Here is an 18979-nt window from a genome sequence, read left to right as displayed (position 1 = left end):
CCTTACTGCTGATTCTGTAATGCTTCTAATTCTTCCCAGCGCTCAAACGCGGCTTCCAGCTTCGACTCTAGTTCAGTCAATTGGTTCAATGCCTCGTGGGTGGTTTGCTGATCTTGTTTAAAGAAGTCAGGATCACTGACCAGCGCTTGTTGTTTATTCACTGCCTCTTCAAGTTCTTCTACTTTACTGGGCAATGACTCTAATTCAAGTTTTAATTTGTAACTCAGCTTGTTTGCTCGAGTCGTAGCTGGCGCCTTTTTGAGCGGCGCGGTCTGTTGTTTTTCTTGGTCAACTTTTTGGGCATCTTTTCTTTGTTGGTCGCGCTTTTGCTGATACAGCTCAAAATCGCTGTAACCACCAACTATTTCAGTCACTTGACCTTCGCCTTCAAAAGCCCACACACTGCCACAAGTATTGTCAATAAACTCTCGGTCGTGACTTACCACCAAAACAGTACCTTGATATTGATTTAAAATTTCTTCGAGAAGTTCCAGTGTTTCAATGTCCAAATCGTTGGTTGGCTCATCCAGCACTATGATGTTAGAAGGCTTTAAGAAAAGCTTCGCAAGCAATAAGCGGTTCTTTTCTCCGCCTGATAAAGCCTTTACTGGCGTTCTTGCTCGAGCCGGAGGAAACAAGAAGTCTTGAAGATAACCAAGTACATGGCGTGAGCGTCCTCCCATCATGACTTCTTGTTTGCCTTCGGCAACATTATCTTGAACAGTCGCTTCCTCGTCTAGCTTTTCGCGGTATTGATCAAAGTATGCAACTTCTAGGTTAACCCCTTGTTTTACTGAACCAGAATCTGATGAAATATCACCAAATAACATTTTCAATAACGTGGTTTTACCAGCACCATTAGGCCCAACCAACCCAATACGATCGCCACGCATAACCAAAGTAGAAAAGTCCTTTACAATGACTTTTTGTTGGAACGCTTTGTTCAGATGCTTAGCTTCAAACACCAACTTACCTGAGCGCTCAGCAGTCTCGATGTTAAAGTCTGTTTTACCTTGTTGCTCGATACGTTGCTTACGCTCCACACGTAATGCTTTGAGGGCTCGCACACGTCCTTCATTACGTGTACGTCGAGCTTTGATCCCTTGACGGATCCAAGCTTCTTCTTCCGCTAGCTTTTTATCAAATAGCGCATTTTGCTGTTCTTCAACTTTCAAATCATGGGCTTTTTGCTCTAGATACTGTGCGTAGTTTCCCGGGTATGAAACCAGCTGACCACGATCTAAATCTAGGATGCGAGTTGCCATAGAGCGAATGAAGGCACGGTCGTGTGAAATAAACACGATTCCGCCTTTAAATTCTTTTAAAAATTGCTCTAGCCAAATAACACTCTGCATATCGAGATGGTTCGTTGGCTCATCTAAGAGTAATAAATCAGGATCACTAACAAGTGCTTTTGCCAGTGCGACCTTGCGTAACCAGCCTCCTGACAACTCTTCAAGCCGCATATTAGCATCCAGCTGTAACTGACTCAGTACTTGCTTGATCCTTGACTCAAACCGCCAAGCATCCTCGCTTTCTAATCTTTGCGTTAGGCGTTCAAGCGTTGTCATTAATTTATCAGACTGGTTAGTTTGCAGCTTCTCACTAATTTCGTGAAATTCAATCAGCAATTCAGCGACGTCGGGTAATCCATTAGCAACGTAGTCAAACACCGAGCCATTTGCCCCTTTTGGAGGGTCTTGCTCCAGCCTTGATACTTTCAGACCACCTACTCGGTTTATTTCACCATCATCAAGTTGAACTTGATCATCGAGTACTTTGAGTAAGGTAGACTTACCAGCACCGTTTCGTCCTACAATACAAACACGTTCTCCAGACTCAATCACTGCATCGGCTTGATCGAGTATAGGATGCGAGCCAAAAGCCAGTTGTGCTTTAGCGATTCGAATAAGATCCATACTATGCTATAAATTCTTGTAATTGTTGTTGAGAAAAGGGCCAGCCAAGTTCGTGCCCTGTTTCGATTTTTTTGATAACGGGAATACGATATTGATATGTCGTCATCGTTTCTTCGTCATCAACGATATCTATTAATTCAATTTCTGCTTCAGGTAATAGCTGAATGAGCATTGCTAATGCTTCTTCACACAAATGACAACCTTCGGTGTGAAATAATGTACACTTAATCATGGCGGATCAACCAACTGTTATGAATTTGTTTGTTGCGCTTAAAGTCTGGGGATAGAGTTTGCGTAGAATACTCTTCAGCACTTAACCCCAAGGCTGCGAGTCCAACCTCATCGATTTTAAAGCCACGCTTGTTATTAGAAAACAAGAGTACGCCATTAGGTGCCAAGATTTTTTTAACCCAGCCAAATAATTTTAGGTGATCTCTTTGTACATCAAAGGCATCTGACATTCGTTTTGAATTTGAAAATGTTGGAGGATCTAAGAAAATAAGATCATATTGACCAACTGTTCGCTCGAGCCATTTTAAACAATCAGCTTGCTCAAATCTGAAACGAGGATTCTTCAAGCTATTAAGCTCAAAGTTCTCTTCCGCCCATTTCAAATAGGTTTTCGACATATCAACCGTAGTGACCGATTTAGCACCACCAACAGCTGCATGTACCGAGGCGCTTCCTGTGTATGCAAACAGGTTCAATACCCGCTTATCTTTTGCATGTTGTTGAATAAATTTACGTGCTAAGCGGTGATCTAGAAATAACCCCGTATCAAGGTAATCAAATAGATTGACTTTAAACTTTGCGCCATATTCTTCTACTATTTCAGTACGATTTTGCTTGTCTAATGCCTTGTATTGCTCTTGACCTTTTTGACGCTTTCTTACTTTTACCGCAATGTTAAGCGGATCAATATTAAGCTGTTCGGCAGTCAGTGTGATCACGTCCTGTAGACGTTTTTGCGCTACCGTATCGTCAATTTCTTTCGGCGCCTTATATTCAAAAATCACCGCACTGTCGTTATAAACATCTACCGCAACGTTGTATTCTGGAATATCCGCATCGTAAACTCGATAAGCCTTTACGTTTTCTTTTTTCAACCACGACTTAAGGTTCTGCACATTTTTCTTGAGGCGGTTACCAAATGCGCTAGACCCTTCAAAGTTTAAACCACTACTTTGTTTATTTTGTTGTACCTGCGCATCGTTCATTTCATACAGGTTTAGCAGCACATCTAATGGGCCATTTTTAAACTTATATGATTTTTTGCGTGCTAGCTTTAGTACTTTTAGCAAGCTCTCTTCACTGGCCAATAAAGCCAGATCCCAGCCTCTATAATGCTTTTTGAAAGCAATACCCATATTGCGGTAAAGCGTGATTATCTCAGCCATTCCACCTAAGCGCTCACCGTAAGGTAAGTTACTGAGTACTGTACCTGGACGCTTGGCGGCAAGGCTCAGCTGGTTGGCATCTTCAAACTTAAATTTGATATGTGACTCAAGTCCAGCTCGCTTGGCATTGCGCTCTGCTATAGCAAGTACACGTTCATCTATATCGCTACCTATTAACCATAGGTTTTTCTGTTCTGGGGCTACGTTAAGCTGCGCTTTTAACTCGCTAAACTTGCTTTCACGAAAGCTTGGCAAACGTTTAAAAGCAAAATCCTTGTTTGGATTGGCTGGTAATCCAAGCGCCATTGATGCCGCTTCAATCAACAACGTACCCGAGCCGCAACAGGGGTCAAATAGTGGTTTATTGGTATCTTGCAACCAACCACTGCGCTTCACAAGCGCTGCGGCTAAGTGCTCACGGATAGGTGCTTTACCTTGTTTATCACGATAGCCTCTGTCAGACAAACGCGGGCCAGAAAAGTCAATATAAAGCGCACAACCTTGTTTGGTCAGTTTCGCAATTATGCGAATATCTGGTGTTTGCTTATCCACATCGGGGCGCTGTTCGAACAGGTCATTAAAGTAATCAACAATACCGTCTTTTACAACTAAACCAGAGAATTGAGTATTTTTTAGCGCATTGTTGGTGCCATTAAACTCAACAGCAAACGTTTGCTTAGGACTAAACCAGTCTTGCCAAGCTTGAAAACGCACAAATTTATACAGCGAGTCTTTATCGTTTACTTCTGGCTTGTCATCAATCAGCAACATTACGCGTGTTGCAAATCGAGTCATCATACAAAACTTTTGTACGTCTAAATTAGTGCCAGTGAACTTTACAGACCCAACCGTTTGCTTGTTAATTTCAAAACCGAACTCGGTTAATTCTTCTACCAGTAGCTGCTCTACACCAATAGATGTCAATGCGATAAATTGCAATTTGAATACCCTTAAATTTCAACTGAGCGCAGTATAACACACAAGTTATGGTTAGTTATTAGTTGGCTTTGATTGAAGACGATAAATAGCAGGAGCACTGTTATTATATGCAAATTAGCTTTAGACAAAGCCAATCCGTCTGTTTTTATTGCCAATTTCAAACTCGTTAAGACAATATGTTAAACAAATTAAAAATATCTAGCTTGTCTAAGATACTCGTGTTGCTATTAACGCGTTGGTAATTTTGCAACAGTGCCTGTAACTCCCCTGCTTCAAACCAAATGCTGGCACAACACGGACATTCACTAAACGACGCATTATTGAGCTGATACGCAACAAGCTTATGGCCATCATCCGGACATGATTGTACAGCGTTCTGTTTGAGTGGTGTTCGGGTCGCAAGAAAGTCTGCGTATGTAAAATGGTAGGTATGTTTAATCGCTTCTACAAATTTACGAGGAAGCCAAACTGCATCACAAGATGGGCATTGATAACCGCAATAGCCTTCAATGTCGGTGTAGATCAGCTTTAAAGTTTTGTCGCAAAGACAGTTCATAGTTATTCCCTTAATTCATTGCTACAATGATTTAACACCAATTATCTTAATTAAGTGGTCTATGTTGAGGCGAGAAAATCTTGTCGATAACTCAGCTACCGTCTCCTGCTATCGCTAAGGTACCTACGTCCTGTAGGCAAGGCAAAAATTTTGCTATTTAGCTGTTCTAAATAAGAAATTTTTAACGGGTTAGCGTCAGATTTACTCCTTCAAATTGAGCAAGTATTAAGTCTAATTGGTATAAGGTACAAGTTAATACAACCTAACGGCTCGGGTCAATTAGACTTTATAAAAGCTAATAGCTACCTTGTGGAGAAGTGCTTTGATTGGGAGCTAGAGTATGGTTATGGGCGAGACATTACGTTGTGTTATTCCTTAACTCAATATCGCTACGCGCTTTGGTGTACTAGGTTCGATAAAACTAGGGGAGATAATCTATCATTCAGTACCTTAATTGCTTGAAATTGCTCAAGTTCAATTCCTTCATCTAAGATAAATTGTTGACTTAGATTTAGACATAGGCTTGCTTGGCCGTCATGCTCTATTATCAAAAACTCGCCTTGGCTTTGTTTTGAACGCAAACAAACCACAGCTTCACTAACGGGCTCGCACCCATTGTACGGTTTGAAAAACCAGCTTTTAGCTTGCATTGGCTGAAGGTGGAATTTAGCAGCGGTTGCATTCAAAGCAATTTGACAGCATTGTGGTTCACTCCAGACAGAAAAACCACGAAGGTAATCGAATACGTTTTGATAAAATTCGGCCTCGTTTAGGCTAAAGGTCGGGCTTGATGCAGAGTCGTCGGTCAGGTGTCGAATTCGAAAAGGCGTACAAAGCTGAAGCTCTTCACCTAAGTCAATTAACAGCCTATTTCTTTTCTCGCAGCGTATCCATTGCCACTCTTTTGAAGCTTGCAAAACGACTCTCCCACAAACTAATTAACCATAACCAGTAAGTGGGAGTATAACGCGAAAAGCGCAATGATGAAATTTTTTATAATAACGTTTTGTTTTCGATCATTTTGTTATATGAGCGATCCTTATAAGGACGTAACGATCCTTTTGACCAATTCTGGTCCCTCGTAAATAAAGCCAGTATACACTTGAACAAGATCAGCTCCCGCTGCAAACTTCTCTTTAGCAGACTCAGCACTGTCGATCCCACCAACACCGATAATGGGTAGCTTACCTTCAGTAATACGCTTTAGTTCGCTAACAACGTGCGTTGATTTCTCACGAACCGGTCGACCAGACAGGCCTCCAGCTTCATTTCCATGCTCTAAGTTTTCTACGACATCACGAGCTAATGTTGTATTTGTTGCAATAACACCATCGATACGATTGTTCACAAGAGACTCAGCAATTTGAGCTAGCTGAATACCATCAACATCAGGGGCGATCTTAACCAGCATAGGCACCGACTTGTTGTGCTTAGCTACCAGATCCATTTGTTCATTTTTCAAGCTTTGCAACAGATCATCTAGTGCTTCACCATATTGCAAATCTCTAAGGCCCGGTGTATTTGGTGAAGAGATATTGACAGTAATATAAGACGCATGCTCAAACACTTTTCTCATACAGTGAATGTAGTCATCTTTACCTTGCTCGTTCGGTGTATCTTTATTTTTACCGATGTTGATCCCAAGGATCCCATCGTATTTTGCCGCTTTAACATTGTTAACTAAGTAATCAACACCCTTGTTATTAAATCCCATGCGATTGATAATCGCATTTGCTTCAGGTAGACGAAAGATCCTAGGTTTATCGTTGCCAGCTTGCGGTCTTGGCGTAACAGTGCCTACCTCGATAAAACCAAAGCCCATTTGTGCGAATGCTTCGATACACTCAGCATTTTTGTCAAGGCCAGCAGCGAGCCCTACTGGGTTTTTAAATTCTAATCCCAAAAAGTTAACTGGTTTGTCTTGAACTGATTGAGACCATGCAAGGCTCATTGGCGTATTTGCAAAGCGACGAAGGTTGCCTAGGGCAAAATCGTGTGCCCACTCCGCATCTTTGTTGAACATAAAACGACGCGCAAGATCGTAAAACATGGTAGCTCCTCAGTATTGGTACGTAATCGACTTAGCTAAAATCACCTTTTTGTGATTTTAGCTAAATGGATTATGGCAATGACATTAGACAAAAAAATACCCCAGTCAAAGCTGGGGTATTGTAGCGATTTCTAGATTATTTGGAAGTATCACAGTTGTGGCTTAATAACATTAGCTCACGCAGTGCAACCGAGAACTTAGCAAAGTCATGGCTTTGCGACGTCTTAAACTCAGTTAGCATTTGCTGCCAACGGTGTAATAAACCAGCTTGTTTATCCATCCACTGCTCAATCTGTTCATTGATGTCACTATCATCACCGGCAAAGCTATTTAGCACTACCTCAGATAGTGAGCGTTGCTGCCAATCAAGTTCTTCACGATAAGATGCACGAGCAAGTGCTTGCCAGTGGTTTGCCACAGGCTGCGCTGTAATTTGGTCAAGGAACCAATGTAGACCCATGTTTGCACCCAGTGTGAAGTAAGTGTTTGACACAACGCCAATCTTACGACCCGCACTATGAGCTACTTCTGCTAAGTCCATTACCGAGAACAAGCTTGAAAGCGATACGATGCGCAGTGCAATCTCAGCTGGTACACCTTGAGATTCAAGGTCGCGCGCTTTATCTACAATTTGCTCGCTTTCGTTTGCAACCATGTAGTTGTGTAAGTTTGCACTTAAATCTTTGAATGTAGGAGCAAAGAACGCGATAGTTTGCTCGATTGTTTGAGACTTATCACGATGACGTAAGAACCAACGCGTTGCACGACGAACCGTACGACGTAATTGATACAACATTTCCGTTTGGACTGCTGCCGGGATCTTATTATCCAGTGAAGAAATAGCTGACCACGTTTCTTTCATCTCAAAGATAGCGCTTGCAATAGAGTAACAAATCGCAATCTCTGCATCTGTTGCTCCTGTTTCTTCGTGCATACGAACCATAAAGTTAAGACCCATGTCATTAACGATATTGTTCGCAAGTTTAGTTGCAATGATCTCTTTACGTAGCGGGTGGTTATCCATTGCAGCATTAAAACGCTCACGTAGTGGTAACGGGAACGAGTTAACTAAAAGCTGACGGTAATATGGGTTTTCTGAGATCTCATCAACCACTAACGTTTCTTTTAGTACCATCTTGGAGTAAGAGACTAACACCGAAAGCTCTGGACGAGTTAGGTCTTTACCTGCCGCAGCGCGCTCTGCTAGCTCTTCATCTGTTGGTAAGAATTCGATTGCACGATTTAGCTTGCCATCTTTTTCAAGTGCATGGATAAAGCGTACTTTCTCTTTTAGCGTAGCTGGACCTTTAGACTTCGTGATCGAAAGTGTATGCGTCTGACGGTAACAGTCTTTTAATACCAACTCTGATACTTCATCAGTCATCGAGTAAAGTAATTCATCTCGCTGTTTCTTCGTCAAATCGCCTTCAGCAACTAAACCATTCAGTAGGATCTTAATATTAACTTCATTATCCGAGCACGCTACGCCACCAACATTGTCGATAAAGTCAGTGTTGATACGCCCACCGTTTGAAGCAAACTCTATACGTCCTAACTGAGTAGCACCTAAGTTACCGCCTTCACCAAATATCTTCGCACCAAGTTCACCGCCGTTGATACGCAGTGCATCGTTTGCACGATCCCCAACTTCAGCGTCAGTTTCAGATTTAGACTTGATGTAAGTACCGATACCACCATTCCACAGTAAATCAACTGGCATCTTCAACAATGCTTTGATCAACTCGTTTGGTGTCATGCTAGATTTTTTGGTGCCTATCATCTTCTTCATTTCAGCGCTTAGCGTAATTGCTTTGGCTGCACGAGAGAAGATACCACCGCCTTCAGAAATCAGATCCTTATTATAATCTTCCCAGCTTGAGCGTGGCAGATTAAATAGACGTTCACGCTCTACATATGAGCCTGCTGCATCTGGGTTTGGATCGATAAAGATGTGCATGTGGTTAAACGCAGCTTGCAAACGAATGTGCTTAGAAAGCAGCATCCCATTACCAAATACGTCACCACCCATGTCACCAATACCAACCGCTGTAAAGTCAGTTGTTTGACAATCAATGTCCATCTCACGGAAATGACGCTTAACCGACTCCCACGCACCTTTTGCAGTAATGCCCATCTTCTTATGGTCGTAACCGATCGAACCACCAGAAGCAAACGCATCTCCCAACCAGAAGTTGTAGGACTCTGCGATACCGTTTGCGATATCAGAGAAGGTAGCTGTCCCCTTATCTGCTGCAACAACTAGGTATGGATCGTCTTCATCATGACGAACAACATCGATTGGTGGAACGATATCACCATGTACAATGTTATCTGTGATGTCGAGTAGACCACGGATAAAGATCTTGTAACACTCTTGGCCTTCTTTGAAGAAAGCTTCACGCTCTGTTGGCAGTTGTTTACAAACAAAACCGCCTTTAGATCCCACAGGCACGATAACCGTATTTTTAACCTGCTGCGCTTTAACTAAGCCAAGTACCTCAGTGCGGAAATCTTCGCGACGGTCTGACCAACGTAGGCCACCACGAGCTACTTTTCCGCCACGCAGGTGTACACCCTCTACACGTGGTGAATAAACGAAGATTTCAAACGCTGGTAGTGGCAATGGCATATCTGGCACTGCATTTGGCTGGATCTTAAATGACGTGTATGACTTATTCGTACCATCAGCTTCTTTTTGATAGAAGTTAGTACGTAGCGTTGCATTAATCATGTCGACATATAGACGAATAATACGGTCATCATCAAGATTCGCAACGTTCTCTAGTTCCTGGTAGATAGCATCAATGACTTTAGTCAGTGTTTTTTCTGATGCCGTTTTCTTCGGGGAGAACTTCTTGACGAACAGCTCAACGATCATCGCCGCAATGTGCGGGTAGCGGTCGAACGTGTTTTCAATGTAGGATTGCGAGAAAGTCACGCCAATTTGACGCATGTATTTCGCGTACGCTCGTAAAATAGACGCTTCGCGTCCAGTTAAGCCACCTAACAAAACTAAGCGGTTGAAGCCATCGTTCTCAAGACGATTATTCCAAACATTCGTCAATGCAGCACGGAAACGTGCAGATACTTTGTCAAAGTCGGTGATCCCCTTGCTGTCGATAAGCATAGAGAAGTCCATGATCCAGTTTACTTGACCATCAGTAGTCTTCACTGCATAAGGTGTCTCACCAATAACGCGCAGACCAAAGTTTTCAAGCATTGGCATCACGTCTGATAAGTGAATTGGCTCAGCTTTATGGAATAAACTTAAACGTACTAATTGAGAGGTCGCTTCTTCTTGAGGTCTATAAAACAGCATCTCCAGTTTATTGTCTTCGTTGAGCTGTTCAAGTTTCTCGATATCTACTACCGCAGCACTTGGTAATACTTGGTCTTTATAAGCAGACTGGAACGCATTGGTGTATTTACGGTTTAACTCGTTACCACGAGACTCACCCGCTCTTTCAAGCAATGCACCTTGTAGCTTGTCTTCCCAAGTACGAGCGGCTTCAACCAAGTTATTTTCAATTTCTTTCACGTTATAATCTATATTGTTGTCATCAACACGTACAATGTAATGTGTACGCGCTAACGTTGATTCTGAGAAGAAAGTAGTGAATTCTACTTTTTCACTTGACTTAAATGCACGCGCCAGTAGTTGCTGTGTTTCACGTCTTAATGCAGTGTTGTAACGCTCTCTTGGTACATAGACCATACAAGAGAAGAAACGACCGTATACATCTTTACGCACAAACAATCGGCACATGTCGCGTTCTTGTGTTTGTAGCACGCCCATAGCCACTTCTAGTAGCTCACTTTCGCGCGCTTGCACCAACTCATCACGCGGATAGGTTTCTAGAATATTTAACACCGCTTTGTAAGCATGTGTGCCTTTAGCAAAGTCACACTGCTCCATGATACGGTTAATCTTACTCTTAAGTACCGGAACGTCGGCTGCACTATTGTTGTAGAAGCTCGAAGAGAATAACCCGATAAAGCGGTCTTCACCAATCACGTTGCCTTTGGTATCAAATCGCTTGATACCAACATAATCTATGTACGCAGGACGGTGTACACGCGACAGCGAGTTAGTTTTTGTTAAGATTAACAAGTTACTACTGCGAGCTTCTTTTCTAGCTACCTCAGGTAACTCTGAAAGTAAGCGGCTATGATCATCTCCCGAGTTTTTCATCAAACCAAGACTTGTGCCTTCGACTGGTTTTAACTCGTAGTCACCTTGAACTGGTGTAAGGTCATACTGACGATAGCCCATGAAGGTAAAATTATCGCTCACCAGCCAGTCCAAAAACTCAACAGCTTCTGCAACTTCTTCTTTTGAACAACTATAATGACGAGTTGGCAGCTCTTGGCTGACATTCACCAGTTTGTCACGAATGGGCTTCCAATCAGCAACCGCAACAGACACATCATTTAAAACAGATTCAAGCTCAGCTTTAAATTCAGCGATAGCTGAATTATCTGTCTGTCTATCAATTTCAATGAAAAATACGGTTTTAGTAGAGGTTGATTCTTGCTCTGCTTTTAAGTTAGAAAGCGCAGTGATTGCACCATCGTCGTTTCTTTGTATCTTAAGTGGAGCGTGAAGTAATAGGTGAGAGACAATATTTTTGCGATTCATTGCCATACGCACTGAATCAACTAAAAACGGCATATCTTTAGCAATTATCTCAACAATAGTATGCGAAGATTGCCATCCATCTTTTGCCACCTCAGGATTAAAAACGCGAATGACGGCTTCGTCAGACTTATTTTTATCTAGGGCGTTCCAAAGGCTCAATGCTGCGCCGTATAAGTCACTGTCGTTACGATGTGCCAAATCCTCTTTAGACATATTGCTGTACAAGGTTTTGGCAAACGTTTCGACAAGTGACACTTTGTCAGCATGGACTTTTTTGTGGATTAGCTTGCATACGTTATCTAGGATAACAGAAGCCGTGCCTTCATTTTGTGTCATTATGTGTTCCTTAATCTATACCACCTTTGAACGGTAGATTATTTGTACAGCCATTTATTAGCGTGGAGTCAGGTAAATTCTAACCTTTCTTACGCTAATAAACAGCCTTTTTGACGAAAACATTTCAAGCTTTTCAGCTGTTTGCTCAACTATTCACAAAAAATAGATATAAATCGCCAATACCAAATAAAAAGGAGCACAATTATTCACATTATTTTTTCTGGTCAGACCAGAGAAGCGTTCCAATTGCCGGTAAAAGCAACACAGCACCCAGCATATTAACCAAGAACATAAAGGTTAATAAGATACCCATATCAACCTGGAACTTAAGCGCAGAGAAGATCCATGTACTTACTCCGATAGCAAGTGTTATACCCGTAAACAGTACAGCACTACCGCGCTCGGCTAACGCATTACGATAAGCCGCTGACAACGGCATACCTTGCTTAAGCTGTCCCATCATAGAGGATAGGATATAAATGCCGTAATCGACACCTATTCCAACACCAAGAGCAATCACAGGTAGCGTTGACACCGTTAGTCCTATCTCTAATTGCACCATCAGCGCTTGCGCAAGTGTTGATACAATGTACAGTGGCAGCACAACCGCGATGGTCGCTCGCACGCTTCTAAAGCTTACCAAGCACAATAAGATCACAGCACCATAAACATAGATCATCATAGGTACCTGTGCTTGTGACACTGACTCGTTCGTCGCGGCCATCACCCCGATGGGGCCTGATGCTAATCTAAACGCAACATCATCCGTGCCCTCTTCTTGAGCAAAAGCTTTGATCTGAGTAATAACGTGATCTATCGACTCGGCCTTGTGGTCTTCCATAAAAATAATTATAGGCATCACTGAGCAATCGCCGTTTAAAAGCCCTGAGCTAGTCTCAACACGAGAAGTCGCCTGTACTAAGGAAGCACTATTTCTTGGTAATGTCTGCCACTTCAAATTACCCTCGTTGTACCCTGCATTCACAGCTTGAGCTACAGAGCTCAAAGAGACCGCTGACTGCACACTAGGGAGGTTTTCGATACGCCATTGAAAACGGCTAATACGTGCCATCGTATCGTGATCAGTACATGCTGCGGGAAATGCTTCGACTATCACTTTAAGGATGTCTGACGAAATTGCATAGCGGTCTGATATTAAGAAGGTATCTCGATTATATCTGGCATCTTCGTGTAAGGCTGGTGCGCCAGCATGCAAATCTCCAATACGCATTTTATCGGATTGCCAATATCCAAACGCAAACAGTAATGCACTGATGAGTAAAATCACACGTGCTACTTTTTTGTCTGTTGTCTTAACAAGTGTCTCTCGTATTGACTCAAACACATCGTGACTCGTACTCTTACCGTCTCCAATTCGTTTGATATTCGCTGATTCGAAAAAAGACGCCATAACTGGCAGTAATACTAAGTTAGTAAAGATAATAACCGCTACACCTAAGCTTGCTGTAATGGCTAGCTCACGAATAATACCTATATCTATCGCAAGTAAGGTTAAAAAGCCCACCGTATCTGATAACAGCGCAATACCACCTGGGATCAACAACGCTTTAAAGCTTGCTTCTGCCGCAACTTTGCTTGATACGCCTTCAGCCACCTTTTTGCCGATTGCATTGATCATTTGCACGCCATGGCTCACACCGATTGCAAATACCAAAAACGGTACCAAAATAGACATGGGGTCAACACCAAAGCCTAGTGTGCTTAATAAACCCATCTGCCAAATAACCGCGATGAATGAACACGCTATCGGCAATAAAGTTAGCTTAAAGCTTTTACAAAACATCCAAACCATGATGAACGTAAATGCGATGGCAAGTGCAAAAAATAACACCACACCTTTTGCGCCATCGGCAATATCACCGGCCATTTTCGCAAAGCCAATAATGTGAATGCTAACTTTATCAGTACTCAGTGGTGCTCTGATTTCTGACTCTAGTTTTTGTGCAAATGCCAACGTATCTAGCTTTTCTTGTGTTTGTGGATCAATTTCCATTAACTGTGCTGTGACCATGGCACATGAATAGTCGCTGGCTATCATGCGGCCAACTACCTTAGCTTTTTCGATATTTTGCTTTACAACACTAAGGCCTTTTTCAGTTGGTTGAAAATTGGCCGGAATGATAGGTCCGCCTGCAAAGCCATCTTCAACAACTTCAACAAAGCGCGCGCTGGGTGCAAAGATAGAATTTACTAACGGGCGGTTTACCCCAGGAATAAAGTAGAGTTGGTCATGAACCGCTTTTAGCTGGGTAAAAAACGGTTCATTAAAAATATCGCCGTCTCTATCACACACCGAAATCAGAATACTATTTGCACCACCAAATTGCTTCTCGTGCTCTAGATAGACTTTCATATAGTCATGATTCAATGGAATATTTTTATTAAATGACGCATCTAATTGAATTTGGGTTGCCTTATACCCCAAAAATAACGTGGTCAAAATAAAAAATGTGACAACGGTAATGCGATGCCTAAAGATGACATAAACTAACTGATTTAAAAATGCTTGCATTAGTTACCCACCTCTATTTCAGCAATCCCCTGTTCAGTCGCAAGGACTAAGCTCTTGTTTTTAAGCACGCCAGATAAAATTGAGTGGCCATTTTTTAATTGCTTTGAAGTAACTTCACCATTTTTAATACTAAAAATGACACCGCTGTTGGCGAGCATGTAAGTCGTTGAATCATCGACAATAATATTGTTAATTGTGGCAGTTTTATCTGTTTTTAATTGTTGAACTTGCTGCCCACTACCGATAAACGCGTTGCCACGAAGCCCCGCTACTACGAAGTGATTATCTTTGGTTTCGTTGATAGAAAAAAAAAGAACCTCGATAAAATGAGTCAAACTTTTGCCATGTTTTGCCCAGATCTTCACTTTGAGCAACCAAGCCCATTTCTCCTGCAAGGTACATGTTATCGTCCGTGATAAGTAAGCGATTAAAGTGCGGTAGAATAAATGCAGTTTCTTGTTCATACCCAGCCGGATCTTGTTCTTTTAAGTCATTTAGGTATTCAACATCATCGGGATGAACAAACTCGCTAATAAACCGCTTATTCCAAGATTCTCCACCATCAAACGTTTCAAAAAACATCCCATAAGCACCTACTGCAAAACCGTGCTGCTGGTTAACAAATTCAATGTCTAGACAAGGCTTCTCGAGCTGTGGCAAATACTGCTTCACTGTCCACGTTTTGCCGCCGTCTGTGGTTTTTAAAATACTGGCATCATGGCCACAGGCCCAACCTATATCATTACCTTTAAATGTCACTGCAGTTAGTAAGGATTGAACTGGCACTGATGCCTGTGTCCATTTTTGCTCTGCCTTTTTATATATAATTGTGCCATGTTTACCCACTGCGACTAATGCTTTACCTGTGTCGGTAATATCTGTAAATAGTGTCTGTTCTGGGTGTGCGACCATTAAGGCTGACTGCGGAGCAATCTGATCGCTGCTTTCGGCCACAGCTAAATGCGCCATAGTTAATATCGAGGCTGCTACTACTTTCTTAATCATGAGAAAACACTCGAGTTGTGAGAGGAAAGGAGGAAGAAGGCTGAAGCGAGATAGCTCCAGCCTGATGTTTCACTAATTAACGACGACCCTCACGGCGCAAAGCACCCTGAGTAAATGCGTTATCATTGAAAGATTGACTGAAGTCATACATGTCTTCTTCATTATCTAAACCAATCGCAAGATAACGACGAGAGTTCAGATCGTAATAAACATCTAACGTACTCCAGTGTGTAGGCACTTCATAATAGTTCAGACCATGTGCCATCGCTACTCGATACATCTGATCACGATTATCGTATATATCAGCTACGTGGATTTGCCAGCTATCCTCATCAATATAAAACACGCGTTTTTTGTAAATATGACGAGTGCCTTCTTTTAGGTTAGCTTCAACTACCCACACGCGATGCTTTTCATAACGAACATGTTCTGGGTTAATATGACCTGCCATCAGAATGTCTTCGTACTTCAATTTATCGCTATGTAGCTTGTAACTGTTATACGGAATATACATTTCTTTTTTGCCTACTAGCTTCCAATCATAGCGATTTGGTGAGCCGTTAAACATGTCAAAATCATCTGTTGTACGTAAGCTGTCTGACGCTGTTCCAGGTGCGTCATAGGCAACGTTTGGCGCGCGTCTAACACGACGCTGGCCGGTGTTGTATGTCCAAGCCTGACGAGGAGTCAAAATTTGGTCCATGGTTTCATGCACCAATAAAGCCGTACCAGCTAGACGCGCAGGTTCGGTTACACGCTGCTTGAACTTAAATAGAATATTTGACTCTTGCAACGCTTCAGGTGTTGCATCCGTCGCTGAATACTTCACCAATAACTGTTCATCGAAACCAATAATATTGTAATCGCCAGACTCTGTTGGCATTGCCTGGCCACCATAACGGGCGATAGACAAACCACGGAAGCGCAATAGGTGGTTCCAAATTGCTTCTAAGCCGTTTTTAGGCACAGGAAATGGGATACCAACAGCGGTATTCTTGATCCCGTTACCCCCTTCAATTAGTTCAGCTGTTGTCGCATACTTTTTCGTTGCATCGTAAACAAACTGAGGATAAGACGCGCTTCGTCTCGTCGGGTAGATATTCATTTTGAACGTATCTGGGTACGTTTCAAATAGTGCTACCTGACCTGGACTCAATAACGATTTGTATTTATCGAGGTTCGATTTGTCGATTGTAAATAGCACCTTGTCATCGGCAAATGGATCTGGGTGGTGCATTCCCACCTCGTAACCTGCTGGTGGTGCAGTAATACCACCATTCCACGCTGGAATGCTACCATCAGCATTACCTGCTTTCTCAGCACCGATTGGTGTTAAATCTTTTCCTAAACGTGCAACTTCATCTGGGCTCATTTTAGCCATTGCACTACTTGCAGACATTATTGTAATTATTGTTGCTGCGATAAATGTAGGTTTTCTAAACATAACGAAAGCCCTTAAATTGAATACTTAATATTAAATGAAACAAAGTCACGATCTGCGAAGGTATTTGTTTTACCACCACCCCAGAAGGTGTTGTAACCAAAATCAAATGACCAAGTGTTCAGGTAGTTAAAGTTTAGGTTAATCCCAAGTGATTTACGGTCTTCAACAAATAAGAACATTGGATCTGGTGTTATACCGTTCACATCATGCGAAAACACAACCTTTGGTGAGAAGTTAACGCCACTAAATAAGTTGTTGTATTCTCCTTTAGCAATCAGTCGATAGCCCCATGCTGATGCAGATGGGAATGGATTTGTTTCAGGTCCATTAGAAACCGCCTGATGTATTAATCCATACTCTCGACCCGATACACCTTCAATTACTCCGCTTCGACCAGTACCGGCCACGTTCAAACGAAGTTCATCATACTCTGGCATATCTTTGATTGTTACGGCACCGACTTCACCGACAACAGCCCAGCTGTCAGCCCCCAAAGATGGGCCAAATAGATGTGTTGCTGTCAACTGTGCTTGGATGGTGTCTCGTAATATATAACCTTGCGCAATTTCTCCAGGGTTTACGAAGGCAATATCATCACCTTGGCTTAACTGTGAGAAACCTTCAAAGTCTTCTCTTATCCCTGCAGCTGCAAGTTGTTCAACCATACCTGCATACAATAACTCAACATCATCAATTTGGAGAGGCTCATCTTCTCGGTATGCAATTTCACCAGATAGCGCAGTTTCACCAAGCGCCGTATTAAAGCTCAAACCATAAAGTTTGATGTCTTCAGGGTATGTGATCTTTGCCTGCGTGAACGCATTTAGATTTGTGATGTTGTCTTCTGTAATAGGATTATTTCTAATGTAATCCAGATCAGCAGCTAGCGCGGCACCAGTAAAGTTAGATGCCTTACCTGAAATAAGCGGTCTACGGCTATGGTAGTTAATGTAATATAGCGCAAATTCAGTATCATTAAGCTCAGGCGAGAATATGCCTAAACGTAGTCCATATTGACCACCATCATCAGGCTCGCTGATACCACTTGCACCCTTTCCTTTAAGCGCTACTCTCGTTGGATATGCCATGTACATCGCAGCGGCTGTCTGACCTATTGTTTCGGCAGTTGGCACAACCCCTTGTGCAACAAGTGAAGCTGTTGCGTCGGCGTATAAGCTATTAAGTGCATCGGTCAAGTGATACAAATCAATATCAGGGTTTGAGGTAAAACCAAGCTGAACGTTTTGCATGTAGCCGTTTTCAGAAGCAAAGTCATTAGTTGAGAAGTAGCTGCCGGTAGCTGGTAGTCTTGTTTCGTGCCATTGATACTGATAGAAGCCTTCAAGGTTTACGTTTTCAGATAAGCCAATTGACGCCCAAAGCATACCAACAGGGATAAAAGCTTCTTTGACTTCTGAACCTGGTGCTTTGAGTCTATCGATATCAACCGGGTTAACATTGATACCATGTGATATCAGCGTACTCTCACCCCAGTTTACTACCTGCTGGCCTAAACGTATCGATAGTGGGTTTTTACCGTCATTGAGGTCAAAATCAGCCCAGATAAAGGCATCAAGTAAACGAAAGTCTGAACAAACTTGTTCTCTTGTATTATCATCTTCACACGGGTCTACTTTCTTACCAGACACCGGGTTGGCATATGCAAAGTCTCCGTCTTCCATCGCAAAATCATAGAAGTACATAAAGCGTGTAAATAAACCAAAGTTGTCTTTGGTTATTGCGAGATCGTGCGTCCCTTTCAATAATTGTGAGAAGGTATCGCCTGAATCAAAATTCAGATTACCAGCATCACCATTATTTGAATAGGCGCCCTGTTGCGACCATATTTGAGACGAAGAGTAGATCGTATTGCCAGTCGTTGCTTTATAACCATCCCAATTAAACTGAGGATGATTACTCTTACCGATGAAGTCAAAATTACGGTCTTCTACACGAATACTTTGACCATAAGAGAACGTTGAGTCGAAAGTGATATCGAACTCACCAACTTCAAAACTAGCAGCTTGTACTGATGTCGCGGCAGCTCCCATGATTGCCGCACTAAGACCGAGCATGATTTTGTTTTTCACAAAGAGCGATCTTTTTATCATTATTTCTCCCCCTTTTGGCGGGTCTTGTCTAGAGCTTAAGCTCTTAGAGT

General features: G+C 42.3%; 12 protein-coding genes. All 12 read right to left on the bottom strand.

Features of this window, described 5'->3' with window-relative positions; genetic code table 11:
• Nucleotides 1-2: 2 nt before the first annotated feature.
• Complete coding sequence (locus D9603_RS11005) at nt 3-1919, bottom strand: ABC transporter ATP-binding protein (protein ID WP_125252732.1); 1917 nt, start codon at nt 1917-1919, stop codon at nt 3-5.
• Between the two features lies 1 nt (nt 1920).
• Nucleotides 1921-2151, bottom strand: coding sequence for a glutaredoxin family protein (locus tag D9603_RS11000; RefSeq protein WP_128731339.1), 231 nt, complete (start codon nt 2149-2151; stop codon nt 1921-1923).
• Nucleotides 2144-4255: a bifunctional 23S rRNA (guanine(2069)-N(7))-methyltransferase RlmK/23S rRNA (guanine(2445)-N(2))-methyltransferase RlmL gene (rlmKL, locus tag D9603_RS10995; RefSeq protein WP_128731338.1), complete on the bottom strand. Its 2112-nt coding sequence runs from the start codon at nt 4253-4255 to the stop codon at nt 2144-2146. Before rlmKL ends, D9603_RS11000 begins: the two co-directional genes overlap by 8 nt.
• A gap of 166 nt (nt 4256-4421) precedes the next feature.
• The gene (locus tag D9603_RS10990; protein ID WP_128731337.1) at nt 4422-4811 is read right to left on the bottom strand and encodes a zf-TFIIB domain-containing protein; all 390 of its coding nucleotides are present in this window, start codon (nt 4809-4811) and stop codon (nt 4422-4424) included.
• A gap of 389 nt (nt 4812-5200) precedes the next feature.
• Entirely contained in the window at nt 5201-5728 is a 528-nt protein-coding gene (locus D9603_RS10985; RefSeq protein ID WP_128731336.1) for a cell division protein ZapC domain-containing protein, read from the bottom strand.
• Nucleotides 5729-5850: 122 nt separating this feature from the next.
• Nucleotides 5851-6861, bottom strand: a complete 1011-nt coding sequence (pyrD, locus tag D9603_RS10980) for a quinone-dependent dihydroorotate dehydrogenase (protein WP_128731335.1) — start codon at nt 6859-6861, stop codon at nt 5851-5853.
• Between the two features lie 136 nt (nt 6862-6997).
• Nucleotides 6998-11836, bottom strand: a complete 4839-nt coding sequence (locus D9603_RS10975) for an NAD-glutamate dehydrogenase (RefSeq protein WP_128731334.1) — start codon at nt 11834-11836, stop codon at nt 6998-7000.
• A gap of 211 nt (nt 11837-12047) precedes the next feature.
• Entirely contained in the window at nt 12048-14369 is a 2322-nt protein-coding gene (locus tag D9603_RS10970; protein ID WP_128731333.1) for an MMPL family transporter, read from the bottom strand.
• Nucleotides 14369-14704: a hypothetical protein gene (locus D9603_RS22110; protein ID WP_241651638.1), complete on the bottom strand. Its 336-nt coding sequence runs from the start codon at nt 14702-14704 to the stop codon at nt 14369-14371. Before D9603_RS22110 ends, D9603_RS10970 begins: the two co-directional genes overlap by 1 nt.
• Complete coding sequence (locus D9603_RS10965; RefSeq protein ID WP_241651637.1) at nt 14652-15374, bottom strand: YCF48-related protein; 723 nt, start codon at nt 15372-15374, stop codon at nt 14652-14654. The genes D9603_RS22110 and D9603_RS10965 overlap by 53 nt, the downstream gene beginning before the upstream one ends.
• A gap of 76 nt (nt 15375-15450) precedes the next feature.
• Nucleotides 15451-16818: a DUF1329 domain-containing protein gene (locus D9603_RS10960; protein ID WP_128731332.1), complete on the bottom strand. Its 1368-nt coding sequence runs from the start codon at nt 16816-16818 to the stop codon at nt 15451-15453.
• A gap of 11 nt (nt 16819-16829) precedes the next feature.
• Nucleotides 16830-18929, bottom strand: coding sequence for a DUF1302 domain-containing protein (locus D9603_RS10955; RefSeq protein ID WP_128731331.1), 2100 nt, complete (start codon nt 18927-18929; stop codon nt 16830-16832).
• Nucleotides 18930-18979 lie beyond the last annotated feature (50 nt).

The organism is Pseudoalteromonas sp. PS5 (assembly GCF_004103255.1).
GTDB lineage: Bacteria > Pseudomonadota > Gammaproteobacteria > Enterobacterales > Alteromonadaceae > Pseudoalteromonas > Pseudoalteromonas peptidolytica.
Note: the sequence above shows the minus strand (reverse complement) of the source record. Positions and strands in the feature narration are given on the sequence as shown.

Excerpts from the sequence above, each read along its gene's own strand:
- D9603_RS11005 (WP_125252732.1), bottom strand. The coding sequence starts at position 1,919 with ATGGATCTTATTCGAATCGCTAAAGCACAACTGGCTTTTGGCTCGCAT.
- D9603_RS11000 (WP_128731339.1), bottom strand. The coding sequence starts at position 2,151 with ATGATTAAGTGTACATTATTTCACACCGAAGGTTGTCATTTGTGTGAA.
- D9603_RS10990 (WP_128731337.1), bottom strand. The coding sequence starts at position 4,811 with ATGAACTGTCTTTGCGACAAAACTTTAAAGCTGATCTACACCGACATT.
- pyrD (WP_128731335.1), bottom strand. The coding sequence starts at position 6,861 with ATGTTTTACGATCTTGCGCGTCGTTTTATGTTCAACAAAGATGCGGAG.
- D9603_RS10975 (WP_128731334.1), bottom strand. The coding sequence starts at position 11,836 with ATGACACAAAATGAAGGCACGGCTTCTGTTATCCTAGATAACGTATGC.
- D9603_RS10970 (WP_128731333.1), bottom strand. The coding sequence starts at position 14,369 with ATGCAAGCATTTTTAAATCAGTTAGTTTATGTCATCTTTAGGCATCGC.
- D9603_RS10965 (WP_241651637.1), bottom strand. The coding sequence starts at position 15,374 with ATGATTAAGAAAGTAGTAGCAGCCTCGATATTAACTATGGCGCATTTA.
- D9603_RS10960 (WP_128731332.1), bottom strand. The coding sequence starts at position 16,818 with ATGTTTAGAAAACCTACATTTATCGCAGCAACAATAATTACAATAATG.
- D9603_RS10955 (WP_128731331.1), bottom strand. The coding sequence starts at position 18,929 with ATGATAAAAAGATCGCTCTTTGTGAAAAACAAAATCATGCTCGGTCTT.